Source organism: Streptomyces sp. NPDC048516, assembly GCF_043199875.1.
In the GTDB taxonomy this organism is placed as follows: domain Bacteria; phylum Actinomycetota; class Actinomycetes; order Streptomycetales; family Streptomycetaceae; genus Streptomyces.
Window position 1 is genome coordinate 739334 of record NZ_JBICWS010000001.1, and the last position, 19788, is coordinate 759121.

The following is a 19788-nucleotide window of genomic DNA, read 5'->3' on the forward strand; positions in this document are numbered from 1 at the left end:
CGCTGAATACGGTGGAGGGGCCCGGTTGATGAGAGGACGCGAAGACGTGGATGTGTATGAGGCCGTGGACAGTCGCCGGGCCGTGCGGGCGTTTAGCGATGGGCCGGTGCCCAGGGAGGTACTCGAACGAGTGCTGACCGCAGCGACACGGGCTCCGTCCAGCGGAAACCTCCAACCGTGGCATGTGTATGTCGTGACCGGCGAACCCTTGGCCGAACTGAAGAGACACGCGACCGCCAGGGCACTGGCGGGAGACCCGGGTGATGAGCGGGAGTATCCGATGTACCCGGACGAACTGACCTCGCCGTATCTGGACCGCTTCTCCGCTGCGGCAGCTCAGCGATACGAAGCGCTGGGTATAGAGCGCGACGACCCCGACCGACCCCAGAAGATCGCTACCTTGAACTCGGAGGCGTTCGGGGCGCCGGTCGTCTTGTTCTGCTACCTCGACCGGACGATGGGGCCCGGCCAGTGGGGTGACGCGGGGATGTACTTGCAGACGGTCATGCTGTTGCTGAGGGCGGAAGGGTTGCACAGCTGCCCCCAGGTGATGTGGACCATGTTCCGCAAGACCGTCAGCCGAACAGTCGGCGCCGATGACGAGCTCGTGCTGTTCTGCGGCATCTCAGTGGGAATTGAGAAGGAAGGCGTGCCACGGCTACGTACCGGGCGGGCGGACATGACAGAAACGGTGAGCTTCATCGGAGTGTGACCGCTGACAGCCGAGATCAACAGGACACTGCCTAGTAGGGCTTTGTTACGTGGTCTTGCGAGCCCCTCGGCCAGACGGGCCGCAAGAAGCGCAAGCGGGGTCGCTGCAGGTCGGAGCCGTTGACGCAGACCAGATCATTTGCGACATGATTCCTGCGAGGGGTTGTCGGTCGGTGGCGTCCTGTTCAGCGGCTCGTGCCCGGGTGCTGTCGCCGCCGACGGACAAGAACGCCGGCTGAGAGTGGGCAGCCCTCCCGAGACCGTCCGCAGGCTCACCGACCGCTCGCGGTCGCCGACCCTCTGGCGCTCTGCCCACGCGGCGTCCGCGAGCTGCTTGCGTTCTGCTGCGCGTATCCGCGTCCGCGACTTTCCTCTGCTCGATGGTCTTCTCGTGGCGGCGGAGAGCATCCAGCATCAGATCGGCGATGCGGTTCGCCGCTCCGGGCGAGCGTGATCCTTCGACCAGCACCCCTCTGTCTCGGCTGCGGGTGAGCACGAGCGTGCCAGGGGTGTACGGCGGATCGGGTACGTCGACCCGGATGCCGTTGGCGGTGCGCAGCGATTCCAAGACGATACGCAGGCCGTCCACGCTTTGGGGCACCTTCACCTTGGTGAGGTTCCACTTCGTATGGCGGAACAGCGAGGCGCCGAGGAGCTGGTCGCCGTCACACGGTAGTAGATGACGATCGTGGGCCAAGGCCGTCGTCCTGCCATGCGATACCCCATGCGCTCAATGTCCTCCACGCGCACGGCCGTTGGCAGTGCTTTGGCGCCCGGCGCGGCCGAAACCTGGCCGCGGAGGGAGTGTGTGTCGTGTCGATGGGCGGGGCGATGAACGTCGGCCGCTATGCCGGGCTCCTCGGGCCGCCCGGCCTCGGCCTGCGCCTGACAGGACTGTGTGATGAGGGCGAGAAGGGCTTCTACGAGCGCGGGCTGACGCGCTCACAGGCTTCGCTCCAGGACATCCACGTATGCACCGCACCTTGGAGGACGAACTCATCCGCGCGCTTGGCACGGCGGGAGTCGAGGAGGTCCTCCGCGCCGAGGGTGACTTCCGTGCCTGGCAGTCCTTCCAGCGTCAGTCCGCACAGCACGGTCGGCCCCGGCATCAGCAGGTGCGGCGCTTCCTCGGTATGAAGAAGGGCCGCAAGATCCGCTATGGCCGTCTCCTTGTCGATGCCCTCGCACCGGACCGGACACCGCCTCCGCTCGATGACCTCCTCGCGAGCCTGTGAGGGCGTGGACGCACTGCCGCGTCGAGCATGCTCGACAGCGGATGAGCGCGAGCGTTAATCGGTTGACCAGGTGGCAACGGCTGGGCAGGCTCCAGCACGAGCCGCCTGCCCCTACTGGGAGACCTGCGGATGCCGTCTCGCCTACACGCTCTCTGTTTCGATGCGCACGACCCGCTCCGTCTCGCGCGCTTCTGGGCGGACTTTCTCTGCTGGGAGACATCCGAGGACTCCTCCGACAACATCACGCTGCTCCCCAGCGACGAGACCGGGTTCCGGCTCCGCTTCCTACCGACCCAGGAGCGGAAGACAGGCCAGAACCACATGCACTTCGATCTGACGAGCACGTCCCTTGACGACCAGATGCAGGTGGTGGAGAGGGCGCTCGAACTCGGCGCCCGGCACATCGACATCGGTCAACGCCCGGAGGAGGGGCATGTGGTGCTCGCCGACCCCGAGGGCAATGAGTTCTGCGTCATCGAGCCGGGCAACAGCTTCCTCGCCGAGTGCGGATTCATTGGAGCGCTGGCGGGCGATGGCTCGCAGGAGGCCGGGTACTTCTGGAGCCGAGCGCTGGGCTGGCCATTGGTCTGGGACCAGGAACAGGAGACCGCGATCCGCTCACCGCACGGTGGTCCGAAGGTCACGTGGGGTGGTCCACCCCTGATGCCCAAGACGGGGAAGAAACGGCTGCACTTCGACCTCGCTCCACCGGTCGGCAGCGATCAGCAGACGGAGGTCGATCGGCTCGTCTCCCTCGGGGCAACGCGCATCGACATCGACCAAGGGGACGTCGACTGGGTGGTGATGGCCGACCCCGACGGTCACGAATTCTGTGTGCTGCCCCCCCGATAGGCCAGCAGTGGCCCGAGCTGACCGTGCTCGACTGGCCTTCGGCGCCCACCATCCTGACGCCTTCTTCATCCTGATGCACGGAGCCGGCGCAGGCAGATGATGCTGCACGCGAGTTGGAGCAGACCGACGTGGAGATCGGAGCGTCGTTCGTAGCGGATCCGCAGTCGCTTGAACTGATGGAGCCAGGCGAAGGAACGCTCGACGACCCAACAGACCTTGCCCAGCCCGGAGCCATGGGCGACGCCGCGTCGGGCGATCATCGGCTTGATGCCGCGCTTCCACAGCAGGCGACGGTACTTGCCGAAGTCGTAGGCCCGGTCGGCGTACACGCACCGGGGCCTGTGGCGGGGCACTGACCCAGGCCTGACACGCTGCACCCCGCCGGCAAGTCCAGCGGGGTGCAGCCGGCACCGGCCGACCCGGCAAGGGCAAGACCACCCGGGCGCTCACCGTCGACCGCAGTAGCCGCCACCTCCCAGGCCGTGCGCATGTTCGGCCCGCTCGCCTCTACCCGGCCCGCCGTCAACTCGTGGAGCGCCCTGGTGTGGCTGGCGATCATCTGCACCGTCGGGACGGGCCTGTACGCGCTCGTCATGTGGGCGCGTCGAGCCTGTTCTGAGCGGCCGCCGCTGGAGGACATGCGCTGGCGGACGACCTGCCAGCACAACGAGCCGCGTGGCGTTGGCCGCCGACTCGATCCGCCCGGTCCCGTGGCTCACCGGCCCCAGCGCACCAAGCCGAGCAAGGCAGCTCCGCGCCATGCAGCACCCTGCGACGCTGATTCGCGAAATACGCCAGCATGAGATCCGGCAGCCCGAGAGCCCGGATGCAGCTACTCCGGCACGCCCTCGGGAGGCCAGCATGCTCATCGTCCTCATCGACGAGTCTGCGCACCAGGGGACGACCCTGCGCTGGCGAATATCAAGTGCGGGTTCAGTTCGACCCGGGCGCGTGGGGGACGACCGCGGACGATCACCTGGGGGATCGCGGCGCTGCTGGCCGGGCGCGAGCCGAGAAGAGGACGGCATCAGCTCTAGCGAGGCCCCTGCTTACGGGGGGGCAGGCCTCTCCGCTGTACCTGGTCGTGGCTTTGCGCCCGCTACGGTCATCTATGAACGCTTACCGAGGTATGCGTTGATGGTCGCCGATCCCGGCCACGAGGCACCGGCCCGCCGCCGGACGGCCAGGAACCCCGCACGGGCACCGCATCGTCGTACCGAACATGATCGATACTCCTGCCGCCCGGAACCAGCGGCTCATTGAGGCGTGGGGGCGCGTCTCGGCGGCCTCTGACGGCGCCGCAGCGGATCCGCTCGTACGGGACTGCGCCCGCCACCTGTTCGCCGACCCTGGCGGCGAACAGGTGCATCTGTGGACGTTCGGGCTGGTGCGGATGGCCGGCTACCTCGCCTGGCGGCCGGGGCCGGAGGCTGCCCGGAGTGCGCTGGATGCGCTGCTCGCCGTCGACCGGGCCCTGAAGGAAATGCCGTGCCCCCATACCTCCCACCCGTATGAGGACGCCTTGAAGGAACTCCTGGCGGACGAGGTGTGGCTGGCCGGGCCCGAGCTGAAGAGCCTGGTAGGCCCGGCGCCCGAGGGCGATACCTGGCGCTGCCCGGCCAACGTGGCCGGCTTCGCCCGGCTCACCGCCGACGTCCTCGACCCGTTCACGGTGGACGGTCTCCCCGAGCGGATCCCCGCCGCCCACACGAGCAGCCTGAGCAGGCTGTCGTCGCTCCTCAACGGTTACCCCTACGGCGACCCCGGCGAGGAGCTGTCCGGCCAGGCCGGCGCCCTCCCCTGCCATCCGACGAAGGGGGTGCTCGCCGGGTATGTCGTCACCCTGCACGCGAGCCAGTGGTACGCGGCCTCCGGCCTGATCACCGAGCAGTCCGTGCTGGACGACATGATCACGGGCCTGGAGGCGGCGCTGCCACTCCTGCGCGGCACCTCCTGCCCGCACACCGCCGCCGAGCACCCGAAGCTGTCCGGCGACCCGAGCGGCGACGCCATGACCGGCTTCTTCCTGCGCAGTCCCGGCGGCCGGGCCGAGCTCCGGGCATGGAGCGCCGACGAGCTCCTGAAGGGGTGGCTGTGCCACGGCTTCCTGCGCGGCCTCGCCGAGGAGGCACTGAGCAATCTGCGCTACGCGCGGGACTCCCTCGTCGGCGCCCGGGATGACCGTCTCCTGGACGGCGCGTACACCCGCGCCGACGGACGGCTCGACATCGGCGCGCTCACGCACTGCTTCGACGCGGCGGAGTACGACAAGTCCTGGGAGGCCGAGAACGCCGTGCGCTGGGCCGCGCGGCGGTACGCGGCCACCGGGGACAACAGCCCGCGGGAGCGTCTGGTGCTGCTGCTCCTGGTCCTGTGGTGCGCAGAGGCCGTCGAACTGGCCCCGGACGTCGGCGAGGAGATCCGGGAGGTGCTCGTCGGCGTCAGGACCGCCGCGCCCGACGCGGTGTGTGCGCACGACGAGGCCCATCCGCCCGCCTACCCGGACTTCCAGGCGCACCTCAACCACCTCTACGCACCGGCTGAGTTCGCCGCCCCGGAGGAAGCCCGGGGCGGCGAGGCCTGGGGCTGTCCCCGGTATCTGGCCTGCCTGGCCGAGGAAGCGCTCGACACCCTGGCGTGACCACGGGACCCACCAGGCGGGTCAGCCGGAGTGGGTGATCACCCCGGTGACGATCCACAGCGCCCACGCCGGCGGAATGAGCGCCACATAGCCCAGCGGCCGCCGCAGCACGGGCACGCCCTCGCCGGGCTCCTGGACCGGGCGGGTGCGGCGCGCTCCCGGCCCGGCGGAGAAGCCGAGCGGTCCAGCGCCTCGTCTGTGAGGCCGCCGCGCTGCCGGGGCTTGTGCCGAGAAGGCGTCAGGAAGCCGCCCCGCAGCGCCTGGACCGGACGGCACAAGCAGCTGGCCGCCGGACTGTCGAGAGTGGAAAGCGACGGGGAGTCGGGGGCGTCGGCGAGGATCAGACCGTCCTGCTGGATGACGGCGGCTGTCTTCGTGGTGGAGTGCCCTACGGCCCACAGGTCCGGGCGAAGTCCAGCCATCGTGAGCTGTGGGTCGCCGAGGGAGGCGACGAAGGTGCGCCAGCTGGGCCAGTCGATCTCTCCGACGTCGTACGGTTCGGTGTGCGCGGTGTTCAGGAGCCTGTCCAGGGTGGTGCGGGCGCCGGTGTGCAGCCGGTCGTCCTGTGCGCGCCAGGCGAGGGAGATCCAGGAGGGGCCGGGGACGCGGTTCTCCCAGTCCACCCAGCGGCCGGGAAGGTCGAGGTCGCCCTTGGGGGAGGCGATCGCCTCGATATACCCGCCGGTGAACACTGCCTCCACCGTGGGTTCGCCGCCGCGGACGCGGATCTCAGCTGTTGTGGTCGGGAGCGTTTGGCAAGGCCACTGGATCCGACGAAACTTGGGCGGCTCGCTAAGGGATGTCCCGTAAATGACGGTCGGGGCGAACCCAGGTAGGGCCGTCCCGGTGCCCGCTGATGGACAGGCGCGATGGCAGGATGTCGGCTCCGACCATCCTGAGAGGCCATCCGCATGCCCACGCCTGCCGACTACCTCGCACTCGCACGTGCGGAGAAAGACGGCTGTGCCCTACATCGCCTCGTTCAATGTCCGTACCCCTTCGTCTGGCAGGCTCTGGCCACTAATCCCCACACCCCGCCCGCGGCTCTCCTGGAACTGAGCAAGGCTCGCGACAGTGTCTGGAACGACAACCGGCTTCTTCGTCTCCTGGCTGAACATCCTGGTGCGAACCGCATCGTTCTCCGAGCTGTGCTCGATGACGTTGCAGCGAAGCTTGAGGAGGGTGAACGACCCTACGCCGCCGTGCTTGCTCTCGCAGGTCGGCTAGAGCTTGAGGCGGACGAGGTGAGGAGGCTCGGGACTCTTCGAGGGTCCTCTGCGCGTCTGCGCCGCCTGCTAACGCTGCGGCTGAGCTCCCGCAACTGAGTGATTGTGCTGCTCGAGTTGCGATGATCTTGGTGTGGCTGGTGTGATCACGGCGTCGGAGCCTTCCTGGATAGCCCCGTTCACCGGGCTGAGCCCGCGTGCGTTCGGAAAGCTGGTGACGATGCTGAGTCGTGAGGGTGCGGACGCGGTCCGCAAGGGCCGGCCGTGGAGCCTTCCCCTGGAGGACCGAACACTGCTGGTCGCGGCGTACTGGCGCACGAACTTGACGATGCGGCAGCTCGCGCCGCTGTTCGGGGTGTCGAAGTCGGCGGCGGACCGCATCATCGACCACCGCGCGCCGATGCTCGCGCCTCAGCCCCGCAAGCGGTTCGCCAAGGACACCGTGCTCATCGTGGACGGCAGGCGCCACCATCGGCCGCGCCGACGCCCGGCGAAGTGCCGCCCACTGCTCCACCTCGGCTCCCCGCTCGGCCGATCGGCCACCCGCGCGCCGAGACGTCAGCCACCGGCGTGAGGCCGGCGTCCATGGGCATCGTGGCCGGTGGCCGATGGCCGATGAGCAGCACACCGGTGGTGGCCGACTTCGCGGTGCATCGGCCACCGGCCACCGCTTCATGGCCGACGGCCGATATACCGACGTCGGCCGTCGGCCATGGCCGACGGCGGCCGGTCACCCATGACTATGCGGCGTGCAAGCGCACAGCGAGGTGGCCGATGCCCCGGCCCGGTGATGGCCGTTTACGGCGCGCGGCGAATACGCACTGCTCACCGCCGGGTATCCGGGGCGGGGTAAGCATTCGGGTATCCGCTGCGCGCCGCTGCATCCGGGTATCCAGGGCGGAAGCAAGCCGGGTATCCGCGCGAACATCCAGCGGCAGTACGGAGCCTGGGCGGCCAGTCGAAAGCCCGATGGCCGACAACCGGAAAGGGAGCTGACCCGCATGGTGACCCTGACGCCCCGGCCCTCGCCCGCATCTACAGCGGCGCCTCCATCCGGCCCACCACCGGCAAGCCCCTTACCCTCGACCAGGCCCACGAGAAGATCCGCGCCGCCCTCGCCCGAGCCGCCGAGACACCACGGGCACAGTGGAGCTGGGGCATCACCGCCGACGAGATGAGCGGCCTGATCGCCCTGCGGCGACGAACCCCGACCATGGGCACCCTCAGCTACATCCTGCGCGAGGACACCTGGGGCAACGGCTACGCCATCGAAGCCGCCCAGCACGTGGTCGACTTCGCCTTCGCCATCGGCGGCCTGGAGCGCCTGGAGGCCATGCACCACCCCGACAACCCGGCCTCCGGCCGCGTGCTGACGAAGGCCGGCTTCACCCGCACCGGCACCTGCGACCGGCAAACAGAGGATTGGCTTCGTTCGCGTTCGGTAGCAGCGTTTGGCCACCGGTTTGGGAGGCGATGGAGAGTCGAAGCCTCAGCAGATGTTCACGAGAAATGAGGTCGCCGTTGGCCGAGGAGTCTCAACCGTGCCTGGTTGAGTGACGGGCAACCGATAATTCGTTGTCGGTGTCAGTTGGGCTGCGAGAGCCTCCGATGCATGGAAGAGCCTGCCGAAAGCCTCATTCGTGGCGGTGTCGAGCACCAAACGCCTCAGGTCGAGCAGGCCGCGGGCGGCGAGCCGGTCCAGGACGGCCTGTGGCAGGCGGGCCCACCGCCGGTTCGTGACCAGATCACGAACCGGCGGTGGGCGGTGAACTTGGAGATGCCGAAGCATGGCGGCAGCGCGGCGGACACCGCCTCATCGTCGGTATTCGCAGTTCCGCCGCCCTGCGGACGGACGCGCGGCGGCGACAGCAGCGGCTGGGTGAGCTCCCACAACCCGTCCGGGACGATCCACCCCCAGCGATTCCTCGCCATGGTGAAAGAATTCCCCACTCACCACGTAGGACACCCTCTTAGGCTCGCTCCTGTCGCCCGACGGTCACTTGATCAGCTGGCCGGGGGGCTGAACTTCTTGTCGTACTCCTCCATGGCATCGACCAGGGGGGCCCAGGGGGAATCGGGGTCGTAGCGCAGGTCCAGCCACTGGTCGACCAGAGTGTGTACCAGTCCCAAGCCGATGATCAACGAGCCCATGGTCAGGACCTGAGCATTGTTAATCTTGATGGCGCCGTCGATGGAAACCGGGTCGTGTGCCGTGACGGCCCGGATACCGGGAACGGTGTTGGCGCTGATGGCGACTCCCAGCCCGGTGCCGCAGAACACCAGGGCCCGGTCGGCCTCACCCGAGGCGACGAGCTGCGCGGCGTCGACGGCGACATGCGGGTAGCCGGCCGGATCCGCCCGGTCGGCCCCTACATCGATGACCCGCGTGACCCGGGGGTCCTTGGCCAGGTAAGTGCGCAGGGCGTCCTTGTAATCCAGCGCGCGCTCGTCGCCGCCCAGTGCGATGGTCAGTTTCTGCGTCATCACGTACTCCTTCGGATTCGTGCAAACCGCTTCATCCACGACTGTGCGGCACGGTGACGCGACGAGGGAGGCCCGGTCTTCCCCAGGGTCTGGGAGGACCCCCCTGCTCGTAATAGATACTGGGGGCATGGATCAGACCAGACGGCAGGAGTTGCGGGAGTTTCTGCGCACGCGACGTGCGCGCCTTTCCCCGCAGAAGGCGGGCATCTGTGGGGGTACCGGGCGACGGCGTGTGCCTGGTCTGCGCCGGGAGGAGCTGGCGCTGCTGGCCGGCGTGAGTGTCGATTACTACATTCGCCTGGAGCGGGGTAAAGCCGAAAATGTCTCGACTGCCGTTCTGGACTCGGTCGCACGCGTACTACATCTCGACGAAGCCGAGCGGCTACACCTGTATGCGCTGACCGGAGTTCCCCACGAGCCCCCTACTCGCGGAAACGGAAGCGGCCCAGGCGTCCGTCCGGGGCTGCAGGCCATGCTGGACGCCTTGGAGAATTCTCCGGCCTACATCCTCGGCCCTGGCCTGACTATCCTTGCATGGAATAGGCTGGCCAGGATTCTCATCGCTGATTTCCCGGCCCTGGCGCCGCAAGAACGCAACCTGGCACGCCTGGTCTTCCTCGACTCGGCCGCCCACGAGCGGTACGCGGACTGGCCCGAAAAGGCGCGGCACACGGCATCGCTGCTGCGCTTGGAATTCGGCCGCGAGCCGCGAAAGCTGGCACCACTCGTGAAAGACCTGACGGCCGGTAGTGAAGAATTCCGGCGCTTGTGGGAAGAACACGGCGTGGCCCGCAAAACTTACGGTCCCAAGCCTTTGCGTCATCCCACCGCAGGAGTGCTCGAACTCGAGTATGAAACATTTCATCCGGCGGATGACTCCAGCCACTCCCTCGTCGCCTACGTCGCCCCGCCCGGCAGCCCCACCGCGCGGGTGCTCAGCCGTCTTCGGGAAGTACCCCCGAGAGCAGAGGACGGCACGAGCCCGCTGGCACGGTCTTGATGACACAGCAGACCTCGGCCCCCGTCTCCGCCGGCCCTTTGGCCAAGAGTTCTTCAACGATCCATACCCCACCTGCGCCCGTCTGCATCGAGACGGACCCGTCCACAGGGTCGCCCTGCCGGATGTTTTCCGATGTGGCTCGTCACTCGAGAGCCGTCGCCCACCGCGTCGCTGATCGCCTCGCCTCCATGGGGCAGGCGGACCTCGAACTGGCGGTCCTGCCCTGGGCGGCGCTCGATGAGCGCTCGTGGGGGAGCACCGACCAGCTGGCGCCCGCGGACATCGCCCGCGTCCTGGGCACCTACGCGGCCCGTGTCCTGACCCCGCGAGGCTCGACGGCCGTCTCCGGCCTTGAGGCGATGACCGCCCTGCGGCCGCCGACCCGGGCCGTCAAAGACGAGGACTCCGGCACCTGGGTCTCCGGCCCTATGCCCGGCTCGTTGACCGAGGCGGTCGATCCTGCCCCGGTGGAGGCTCCGGACGAGCACCCTGTCGTTGCCGCGCTCTACCCCCGGGGCCACCAGCGCACCCCCGCCGAAGTCCTGGACGAGGAGGCGTACGAGTGGATCCGTGACCCGTAGCTGCTCACCGACGCCGAGTGCGAGCGGTCCTTTGCGGTCGGCATCGATGTGAACACCGCCTTTCTCGCCGCCGCCAACCGGTTGCTCGTCGGCCTGTCGGGTCCGGTGCATCTGCGGGCGCCGGCCTTCGACAAGAAGACGCCCGGCTCGTGGCTGGTGGACCTGTCCGGCATCGAACTCAACTCTCGCCTGCCCAATCCCTTCACCCCGCACGGCATCCAGCCCGAGGGCCCGGCCTGGTACGCGACGCCGACGGTCGCCTACGCCCAGGAGCTCATCGACACCTACCGCCTACCGGCGCAGATCCGGCCGCTGGAGGCGTGGGTCCGTACCGATTCCGGCGCCTACCTGGACCCCTGGTACAAGCGCATCGGTGAGGCGTACAAGGCGACCATGGCCGACCTCGGCGTCACCTCCGGCCTGTCGGAGGAGGAGTTCCTCGTGGCGATGGAGCAGCACAAGGCCGCCGACCCGGCCCTGGCACCGGTGCTGTCCGCGATCAAGTCGACGTTCAAGGGCGGCATCGGCAAGCTGCGCGAGCGGCCCAAGAGCATCAAGCACGCGTTCGGCGAGCCGTGGCCGGCGCTGGCACGGCCGACCTGGCGTCCCGACATCCGCGCCGCCGTCATCTCCGCCGCCCGCGTCAACATGCACCGCAAGATCCTCAAGACCGCCCTGGCCACACCACAGGCCCCGGCGCCCACAGGGCACCTGACGCTCGGCCTGGACGCACTGATCCCCATCGCCCTGCTGCCGGACTGCGCCGTCTACCTCTCCGACGGCCCCAGCCCGCTGGACTTCCTGCCGCGCACCGGCGATGGCAAGCCGGCCCCGGCAGCTTCCGTCTCGGCGTCTCGCCCGGCATGGTCAAGCACGAAGGCACCCAAGAGCTGCTGCGGGCCGTGCAGATGCTCGACGAAGGCCACAACCCCGCCCGGCACATCAAAGGCGCCGACGCCGCACTCGACGGAGAGTAGGAGACCGACGTGGGCATCATCGGCGACAGCATCGAGAAGGCATCGGCCGCCACCGCCACCCGCCCGATCCCCAAGAGCGCAGGGGCGCAGATGCGGTACCTGGTCAAGCAGCACAAAGGCTCCACCAAGGCCGTCGCCCAGCTCCTGGGTATCTCGCAGCGCACCGTGGAGCGGTACGTCAAAGACCAGATTCGACGCCCCCGCCGCGAACTCGCCGCCCGCACAGAGCGTGAGGTCCGAAAACGCTGGCAGCCGAAGGTGCGCCAGAGGGCCCAGCAGCGCGCGGCCCAGCGCACCGGGCTCACCATCGAGACGCGGGCAAGGTTCGGGTTCACCGCTGCACCAGGCACGACCGATGACGGGCGGATCCGCCTGATCACCCAGCACCTCCCGCCCGCCTACGCCGCCCGGCTCTTCGACGCCCAGGCCGCCGGTGCCACCGAGCAGCAGTTGCAGATCATCGCTGCCGAGGGCCTGCAGGAGATCTACTTCAAGGACCGCGGCCGCCGCGCGAGCGGCCTGCTCGTGGAGTTCACCGACATCGACTACGTGGAGCTCGACTTCTGAAACGTGAGGACCTGGAACAGGATGTGACTGAGTGCTTCAGTTGGCCAGTTGCACACCGCCGCCCGGCCGGCCTTGCTGCCAGCGCTCTGTGCCATTATGCGGACGCGTCCCAGGGGAGCGGGTCGCGGTCTAAAGCGTGTCCGTTAAATGCGAGCCCAGACCAGCACTGCGGCGAGGACCGCAGCCGAGCGGTAGACGATCGCGAGCTTGTCGAACCTTGTGGCCAGGCCCCGCCACTGCTTGAGCAGGGCGAAGGACCGCTCGACCACGTTGTGGTTCGACGGTCCCGCGGTCGCCGGGCGGATGCCGCTCGGACAGGGCGGCACGCACGTCCTCCCTGATCAGGGTCCGCAGGGTCACGCCCTCGGGGGCGGGCACCGGGCGCCTGGAGCCACCCGCGCGAGTTGCACCCGCACCTGTGCGAGGACTGCCAGAGCCGGACGGTCGCGGCCGAGCAGTAGGCCGAAGCCGACGAACGCGAGTGCCAGGAGCAGGAAGCCCTGCAGGCGGCGCAGAAGGCCGGCGGCCGGCTCTCCCGCTTCCGCGCCTGACCGGTCAAGTCGTCCGCCGACGACGCGGGCAAGCCCACAGTGCCCCCGGGCAAGCCCGCGCTGCTGGTGGCAGCTTCGAGCTCCTGGTCAAGGGCGGCACCGTATGGATCAAGCCGGACGACAGGATCGAGGTCACGTTCAGCGACTCCGACAGCTGGTGACCGTGACACACCGTCGGCCGACCAGGTCGTCACATACTGCCCTGGGGTTTGTATCCGGTGGGTATCAGGGAGCGCTTGGTTGCGCATCGAATCAGTGCGCCGGGCCATGGCGAAGCGACACCCACAGGGGCCGCGATGCTCTGGACCCGGCAGGCATCAGGGCCGGCGTTACCGGTGCTGACCTGGGGTTTCGCGGCTGGGAGAGGCTGTGGGGAGTGGGGTGTGTGTCTGCTGTGCGACGCGGTCGGCGCGCCTGGTGTCTGTCGTATCGTTCCTTTCGGGTCGCCGCCTGCGCGTGAGTCGTGAGTGCAGCCGGGACCGCCGCCTCACCCGGACCGTCCCCACAGGAGTCATTCGCCCGTGTCCTCGTCCGCCCCGGCCGGGGCCTCTTCGCGACCTGTCCGCGTGCTGCTGGTGGAGGACGACGACCTGATGCGTCGGTCCTTCACCATCGCCCTGGAGCGTTACGGCTACGAGATGAAGGCCGCGGCCGACGGTCTTGCGGGGCTTGAGCTCTTCCGCGACGAGAGCTTCGACCTGATGATCCTGGACGTGATGCTGCCCGGTCTGGACGGGATCGGCCTGTGCCGCCGGGTCCGGGAGACCAGCTTGGTGCCCGTCTTGATGATGTCCGCGCGCGGCGACGGGCTCGATGTGGTCGCAGGTCTGGAGGCCGGGGCGGACGACTACGTGGTCAAGCCCGTGGACACGTACGTGCTGGTGGCGCGCATCCGCTCGCTGCTGCGGCGGGCGACCTACGCGCCCGCCCCGGGACCCGAGCGGGCCACCGACGAGGGGCCGCCGTCCGAGGGGAAGATGCTGGTGTTCGGGGACCTGAGCATCGACACCGCCGGCATGGAGGTGTTCGTCTCCGGAAGCCCGGTGGCGCTGACTCCGACTGAATTGAAGTTGCTTCTGGAGTTCGCCGCCCATCCCGGCGTTGTGCTCGAGCGGCACACCTTGTTGCGGAACGTATGGGAGTACGGCTGGGACGGTGACAGTCGGGTCGTGGACCTGTGTGTGCAGCGGCTGCGCAAGAAGCTGGGCCGGGACAGGGTCGAGACGGTCCGCGGCTTCGGCTACAAGTTCAGGCGCTGAGGCCGGTGCGTATGTTCCCCCGCCTGCGGCCGGACTTCTCGTCCTTGCGCTGGAAGATTGCCGCGCTGGCCGCGGCCACGGCGTTCCTGGTCGTGGCGGCGGTGGGCGTGCTGGTGCATGCGTGGACCGCGCGGGACATCCGCGACCGGGCCGAAGCGCAAGCCTTCAACAGCCTCTACTCGGCCATGGACGTCTACCGGCGTACCGGCACGCTGGCCGAGGGCGCGGAACTCGATCCGGCCGACCTGCCCGCCGCACTGCGCCACCCTGCTGACGGCGAGCAGCACACGGCCTACGACATCCCGGTCTTCTGGGCCGCTCAACGGACGGGTGGTCCGGGCAGCCCCGTGCTGGCCGTGGACTACCAAATGGGCACGGAGCTGCACAATCTGCGCCAACTCGACGTGACCATGGCGGTGGCCTCGCTGGTCGCACTCGCAGCGGCCGCGCCGCTGGCGGTCTACGGGGCCGGGTTGCTCGCCCGCAGGCTGCGGCGGGTCTCCGAGACCGCAGGCCGGATCTCCGCCGGGGATCTCGATGCCCGCACCGGGCCCACCAAGGGCCACGACGAGGTGGCCGAGATCGCCGCCACCGTCGATCGTATGGCCGACAGCCTCGGCCAACTGCTGTGCACCGAGCGGCAGTTCACCGCGGACGTGGCCCATGAGCTGCGCACCCCCATCGGCGGTCTGCTGGCCGCCGCCGACCTGCTCCCGGCCGGTGAGACGGAGCATCTGGTGCGGGCCCGGGTGCGGGATCTGCGCGCGCTGGTTGAGGACCTGCTGGAAATCTCCCGACTGGACGCCGGGGCCGAACAGCCGGTCCGCGCCCGGGTGCCGCTCGGCGCCGTCGTCGCCGAGGCCGTGGCACGCACCGGTCTCCGCATCGAGGTCACCGGCGCCGAGACGGAAGCCGCTCAGACCGTGGAGACCGACCCGCGCCGCCTGGAGCGGATCGTCAGCAACCTCGTCGTCAACGCCCACCGGCACGGAGGCCCCCCGGTCAAGGTAGCCGTCAAGGGCCGTACGGTCGTCGTGCGCGACCACGGCCCCGGCTTCCCGGCAGACTTGCTGCTCAACGGTCCCCGCCGGTTCCAGACGGGTGCGACGGAGCGCGGCACGGGCCACGGCCTGGGCCTGACCATCGCCCTGGGCCAGGCCCGGCTCCTCGGTGCCGGGCTGCATCTGGAAAACGCCCCGGACGGCGGCGCCGTCGCCACCCTGCGCCTGCCGTTCCCACCAGCCGAGTCCTGCAGGACCGCCGCGTCGGCATGAGGGCCCGGCGCCTGCGGACCTGCCGCTACGGGACTGCTACGAGGCGGCGGGAACGCCGATACGCGGCGGCTCAGGCCCCGATACGTTCCCCCGGCATCCTTCGAAGCGTGCCCTTCCGCACCTGGAGAAGAGCCCTGTGCCCGGCCGGTCACCTCTGTCCGTGACCGGAGCGGTCCACCCGAATCGTGAGGAGACAACAGTGAACACCTCCGGCAACACATCCCCTGTTCCTTCCCGCCGGAGCGGCGTCGCTTCCCGCGCGCAGACCGTCATGTTCAGGGGGGTGTGGGCCGTCGGCGCACTCGCCGTCATCGCGTCCGTGCTGCTGATCATCGGTGCCTTCGCCGCGAACCCGCGGGCGGGTGAGTCGGGGCAGCCCGCCGCCCTGCTCGGACTGATCGCGTTGTGCTTCGGCGGGACGCTCTTGACCGTCGGTACGCTGGCCCGATTCGTCGTGACGAAGTCGGAGCGCCGATAAGAGCCCGTGGTTGAACTGATCGCTTAGCGGTCGGGGGAAGCAAAGAAGCACTCCGACGGGCCAGGACCTCTCGGCAGCAACCCTGTTGTCCCTCACAGGTGCGCCGAGAGTCCTCGCCTGACGTGTATGTCTCCGCCCCGCCACTGTTACCCGGGCCGGGCGGCCCCGCGTGTGCCTCGCCGCTTCGGGCACGCTCGACCGGCACGGATGCGGCCGCCCCTCCACCTCGGACACCACAAACGCGCCTGCCCGCCCGGCCACCGGACTCCCCACGCCCTACACAACCGCTACCAAGCGGCGCGGACACTGATACACAGCGGCCCAGGCCCCGATACGTTCCCCGGACACCCTTCGAAGTGCGCCTTCCCGTACTTGAAGAGGAGCCCCCGTGACCGCCCACCCCCTTGCCTCGCACGCGCCGCACACCACGCCAGGAGTCGCGGCCGCCGCCACCGACCTGACGAAGGTCTACGGCAGCGGCGACACCCGTGTCGTAGCCCTGGACCAGGTCAGCATCGACTTCCGGGAGGGCGAGTTCACCGCGATCATGGGCCCTTCCGGCTGCGGCAAGTCCACGCTGATGCACTGCGCCGCCGGCCTCGACTCGCCCAGCTCCGGTTCCGTGCGCATCGGCACCACCGAACTCGGCACGCTGGGCGACCGGCAGCTCACCGCGCTGCGCCGCGACCGGATCGGCTTCATCTTCCAGGCGTTCAACCTGCTGCCGACGCTGACCGCGCTGGAGAACATCACGCTGCCGCTGACCCTCGCCGGACGCCGCCCCGACCAGCAGTGGCTGGACCGGGTGGTCGCCAAGGTCGGACTCTCCCAGCGCCTCGGCCATAGGCCCGCGCAGCTGTCCGGCGGGCAGCAGCAGCGCGTCGCGGTCGCCCGCGCCCTGGCCTCCCGCCCCGCCATCATCTTCGGCGACGAGCCCACCGGAAACCTCGACTCCCGCGCCGGGGCCGAAGTCCTCGGCTTCCTGCGCGACTCGGTGCGCGAGCTGGGCCGGACCGTGGTCATGGTCACCCACGACCCGGTCGCCGCCGGCTACGCCGACCGCGTGGTCTTCCTCTCCGACGGCCGCCTGGTCGATGAGATGACACACGTCACCCCGGAGCGGGTCCTGGGCCTGATGAAGAGCCTGGGCGCCCTCTCGCACACCAGCTGAAACCGCCTCGCCCCCAGGACCGAACCCGCCGCCCGCTCGCCTCCGCCGAGCCCACGCCCCGAAAGCTCCCCATGCTGAAAACAGCCCTGCGCAACCTCCTGGCGCACAAGGCCCGCCAACTCATGACTCTCCTTGCCGTCTGCCTGGGCGTCGCGTTCGTCAGCGGCACCCTTGTCTTCGCGGACTCCACCGCCGAGGCCCACCGTGCCGCCGCGTCGAAGAGCTTTGCCGACATCGCGGTCAGCGTGACCGCGAAGGAACCCCCGCCGGGGGCCCCCGCGCACCAGCAGACCAGCGCGCTCGACGACGCGCTCGCACGGAAACTGGCCGCCGTACCCGGTGTCGCCGCCGTGCGCCCGTCGGCCGACGGCACGGCCGCCCTGAACGCGGCGGACGGCACCCCGCTGCGGGTAGGTCCGGGGGCGAATCCGGCCGCCGGCTACGTACCGGGCAAGGATGGCAAGGACAGCCGCTACCCGCTGGCCGAGGGCCGCGCCCCGGCGAACAGCGGCGAACTCGCCGTGGACCGCGGCACCGTCGCCGCCGGCCACTTCCGCCTCGGCGACACGATCACTCTGGCCATCGACGGCCCCGTCATGACCAAGCGACTCGTCGGCATCGTCACCACCGAGGACACCCGGGTGACCGCCGGCGGCACCCTCGCCCTGTTCGACAAGGCGACGGCCCAGAAGCTGTTCGCGTCCCCGGGCCACTACACCGGGATCGATCTGTCCGCCGCCCCCGGCACCGACCAGTCCGCGCTCTCCCGCCGGGTCACCGACGTGCTCCCGGCCGACCGGGCCGAGGCCACCACCGGCGCTGCCCAGGCCGCCCAGCAGGCCCTCCTCGTCGACACCCTGACCCGGGGCTACGAGAAGCTGCCGCTGGTCTTCGCCGGGGTCTCGCTGTTCATCGGCTCCTTCCTCATCATCAACACCTTCACCATGCTCGTGTCGCGGCGCACCCGTGAGATCGCACTGCTGCGGGCCATCGGCGCCACGCGCCGCCAGGTCTCCCGCTCCGTGCTCCTGGAGGCCCTCCTGGTCGGCCTCGTCGCCTCGGCGGCCGGCTTCCTGCTCGGCCTCGGCATCGCCTCGGTGCTGCCCGACATCCTGAGCACCGACGCGAACACGCTGCCCCAAGGCCCTCTGGTGACCGGCCCGCGCCCGGTCGTGGCGGCGCTCGGCGTGGGCGTGGGCGTCACCGTGCTCGCCGCGTGGCTGCCGTCCCGCAAGGCCGCGAAGGTCGCGCCCATCGAGGCGATGCGCACGACCGAACAACCGCCCTCCGCCAAGCGGTCCCGGATCCGCGGCGCGGCGGGCCTCGCTCTCCTCGTCCTCGGCGCCGGTGTGCTGGTGTCGCTCTCGGGAGCGAAGGACGCCTCGGCGAAGAACCTGCAGAACGCGATGGTCGGCTGCGCCCTCCTCGTCGCCGCCCTGATCGTCCTCGCACCGCTCCTCGCCTCCCCGATGATCCGGCTGACCGGACGGCTGACCGGCCGCTTCGGCATCACCGGCCATCTCGCACAGCAGAACGCGCTGCGCGACCCGAGGCGCACCGCCGCCACCGCCGCCACCCTGCTGATCAGCACCGCACTGGTCGCCGGCCTCGCCGTCATCGGCAACTCCACCCGGCAGGCCCTCGACCGCCAGGCCGCGGCCGGCCTCGGCGCCGACTACGTGATCAGCTCCCGCGCCTCCACGACGGGCATCGACCCGGCCGCCGTACGGCGGGTGGCCGACACCTCCGGGGTGCGGACCGCGAGCGCCGTCACGGACTCCACCCTGTCCATCGGCGGCAGCGTCCGGGAGATCTCCGGTGTCGACCCCCGCACCGTGCACGACGTCATGAAGCTCGACTTCGTCAGCGGTTCCGCCAAGGAACTCGGGCCGGGCCGGGTCGCCGTCTCCAGCACCCTCGCCCGGGCAAACGGCGTGACCACGGGCGGCCACCTGGACGTCGCCCTCGGCCGGAACCAGGAGTCCAGGAAGTACACCGTCGTGGGCGTCTACAAGGACAACCCCGTCGCCCACGACGCGCTCGGCGCCCGTACCGAGGTGGCGCACGACAGCTACCTGCCCGGCTCCGTCCAGCGCATCCTCGTCCGCACCGACGGCGGCGCGGTCTCGAAGACCACCGAGGACCGGCTGCGTACCGCCGTGGGCAACAGCCCGCTGCTGAAGGTGCAGGACCGGGAGCAGTTCGTCCACGAGGCCGCCGGCACCATGGGCGACCTGCTGACCCTGATGTACGCGATGCTCGCCCTCGGCAGCGTCATCGCCGCGCTCGGCATCATGAACACCCTGGCCATGTCGGTCGCCGAACGCACCCGGGAGATCGGCGCCCTGCGGGCCATCGGCATGGACCGCTCCGGCATCCGGCGGATGATCCGCACGGAGGCGGTGACCGTCGCCGCGTTCGGCACGCTCCTCGGCCTGGCGGGCGGCCTGTTCGGCGCCTGGGCGGTCGGCTCGCTGGCCAACGGCGCGATGCCGCAGTACTCCCTGGCGCTGCCCTGGGGGACGCTGCTCCTCCTGTGCCTGCTCTCCCTCACGATCGGCGCGCTGGCCGCCACCGTCCCGGCCCGCCGAGCCGCCGCCCTGAGCCCGCTGGAAGCCGTGGCGGAGGACTAACGCACGGCTTTAGCCCCGCCATACCCCCTCTCCGGGGAACCGGAGCGTCACCGCTCAGGCAGAAAACGGTCCTCGTCGCCACGGACGGCGTGCCCGGCCAGGCCGCACTGGACCGTCACCCACGCCCTCGGCGGCAACCCCCTCTGCC

At 69.7% G+C, this 19788-nt stretch carries 13 protein-coding genes and 6 pseudogenes; 14 read left to right on the forward strand and 5 right to left on the reverse strand.

Translation table 11 applies throughout. The features are described from left to right. Positions 1 to 46: 46 nt before the first annotated feature. The 3 genes and pseudogenes from ACGFR7_RS03355 (at position 47) to ACGFR7_RS03365 (ending at position 2798) form a co-directional block, all read left to right on the forward strand. Positions 47 to 712 carry a nitroreductase gene (locus ACGFR7_RS03355; protein WP_393312652.1) on the forward strand — a complete coding sequence of 222 codons (666 nt, stop codon included), beginning with the start codon at positions 47 to 49 and terminating at the stop codon, positions 710 to 712. Positions 713 to 1482: 770 nt separating this feature from the next. Then, positions 1483 to 1946: pseudogene (locus ACGFR7_RS03360) on the forward strand (ATP-dependent endonuclease); the annotation flags it as partial. A 129-nt stretch (positions 1947 to 2075) separates the two neighbouring features. Continuing rightward, entirely contained in the window at positions 2076 to 2798 is a 723-nt protein-coding gene (locus ACGFR7_RS03365; protein WP_393312413.1) for a VOC family protein, read from the forward strand. 65 nt (positions 2799 to 2863) lie between these two features. On the opposite strand, the pseudogene ACGFR7_RS03370 reads toward ACGFR7_RS03365, so the two are convergent. Further along, positions 2864 to 3148: pseudogene (locus ACGFR7_RS03370) on the reverse strand (transposase); the annotation flags it as partial. A gap of 872 nt (positions 3149 to 4020) precedes the next feature. Here ACGFR7_RS03370 and ACGFR7_RS03375 point away from each other — a divergent pair. Beyond that, entirely contained in the window at positions 4021 to 5439 is a 1419-nt protein-coding gene (locus ACGFR7_RS03375; protein ID WP_393312415.1) for a hypothetical protein, read from the forward strand. Between the two features lie 38 nt (positions 5440 to 5477). Here ACGFR7_RS03375 and ACGFR7_RS03380 read toward each other — a convergent pair whose 3' ends face one another. After that, complete coding sequence (locus ACGFR7_RS03380; RefSeq protein ID WP_393312417.1) at positions 5478 to 6131, reverse strand: hypothetical protein; 654 nt, start codon at positions 6129 to 6131, stop codon at positions 5478 to 5480. Positions 6132 to 6798: 667 nt separating this feature from the next. On the opposite strand from ACGFR7_RS03380, the pseudogene ACGFR7_RS03385 reads away from it, so the two are divergent. Together ACGFR7_RS03385 and ACGFR7_RS03390 are read left to right on the forward strand one after the other, a co-directional pair. Further along, a pseudogene (locus tag ACGFR7_RS03385) lies at positions 6799 to 7125 on the forward strand (transposase family protein); the annotation flags it as partial. Between the two features lie 486 nt (positions 7126 to 7611). After that, entirely contained in the window at positions 7612 to 8178 is a 567-nt protein-coding gene (locus ACGFR7_RS03390; RefSeq protein ID WP_393312654.1) for a GNAT family N-acetyltransferase, read from the forward strand. A 129-nt stretch (positions 8179 to 8307) separates the two neighbouring features. Here ACGFR7_RS03390 and ACGFR7_RS03395 read toward each other — a convergent pair. Beyond that, a pseudogene (locus ACGFR7_RS03395) lies at positions 8308 to 8597 on the reverse strand (IS5/IS1182 family transposase); the annotation flags it as partial. A 72-nt stretch (positions 8598 to 8669) separates the two neighbouring features. Beyond that, positions 8670 to 9149, reverse strand: coding sequence for an RpiB/LacA/LacB family sugar-phosphate isomerase (locus tag ACGFR7_RS03400; protein ID WP_393312419.1), 480 nt, complete (start codon positions 9147 to 9149; stop codon positions 8670 to 8672). Positions 9150 to 9276: 127 nt separating this feature from the next. On the opposite strand from ACGFR7_RS03400, the gene ACGFR7_RS03405 reads away from it, so the two are divergent. The 3 genes and pseudogenes from ACGFR7_RS03405 (at position 9277) to tpg (ending at position 12274) form a co-directional block, all read left to right on the forward strand. Next, positions 9277 to 10149, forward strand: a complete 873-nt coding sequence (locus ACGFR7_RS03405; protein ID WP_393312421.1) for a helix-turn-helix domain-containing protein — start codon at positions 9277 to 9279, stop codon at positions 10147 to 10149. Between the two features lie 203 nt (positions 10150 to 10352). Next, positions 10353 to 11707 (forward strand): annotated as a pseudogene (gene tap / locus ACGFR7_RS03410) (telomere-associated protein Tap); the annotation flags it as partial. Positions 11708 to 11716: 9 nt separating this feature from the next. After that, complete coding sequence (tpg, locus tag ACGFR7_RS03415) at positions 11717 to 12274, forward strand: telomere-protecting terminal protein Tpg (protein ID WP_393312422.1); 558 nt, start codon at positions 11717 to 11719, stop codon at positions 12272 to 12274. A 143-nt stretch (positions 12275 to 12417) separates the two neighbouring features. Here the strand turns inward: tpg and ACGFR7_RS03420 are convergent. Next, positions 12418 to 12585: pseudogene (locus ACGFR7_RS03420) on the reverse strand (IS5/IS1182 family transposase); the annotation flags it as partial. Between the two features lie 833 nt (positions 12586 to 13418). Here ACGFR7_RS03420 and cseB point away from each other — a divergent pair. From cseB to ACGFR7_RS03445, 5 genes are all read left to right on the forward strand, one after another. Further along, entirely contained in the window at positions 13419 to 14084 is a 666-nt protein-coding gene (gene cseB / locus ACGFR7_RS03425; protein ID WP_393312656.1) for a two-component system response regulator CseB, read from the forward strand. Positions 14085 to 14095: 11 nt separating this feature from the next. Further along, positions 14096 to 15358, forward strand: coding sequence for an ATP-binding protein (locus ACGFR7_RS03430; protein WP_393312424.1), 1263 nt, complete (start codon positions 14096 to 14098; stop codon positions 15356 to 15358). A 199-nt stretch (positions 15359 to 15557) separates the two neighbouring features. Continuing rightward, a complete protein-coding gene (locus ACGFR7_RS03435; RefSeq protein WP_393312426.1) occupies positions 15558 to 15836 on the forward strand; it encodes a hypothetical protein in 279 nt (92 codons plus the stop codon). Between the two features lie 388 nt (positions 15837 to 16224). Next, positions 16225 to 17007, forward strand: coding sequence for an ABC transporter ATP-binding protein (locus ACGFR7_RS03440; RefSeq protein ID WP_393312428.1), 783 nt, complete (start codon positions 16225 to 16227; stop codon positions 17005 to 17007). A 71-nt stretch (positions 17008 to 17078) separates the two neighbouring features. Then, complete coding sequence (locus tag ACGFR7_RS03445; RefSeq protein WP_393312430.1) at positions 17079 to 19640, forward strand: ABC transporter permease; 2562 nt, start codon at positions 17079 to 17081, stop codon at positions 19638 to 19640. The last annotated feature ends 148 nt before the right edge of the window (positions 19641 to 19788 follow it).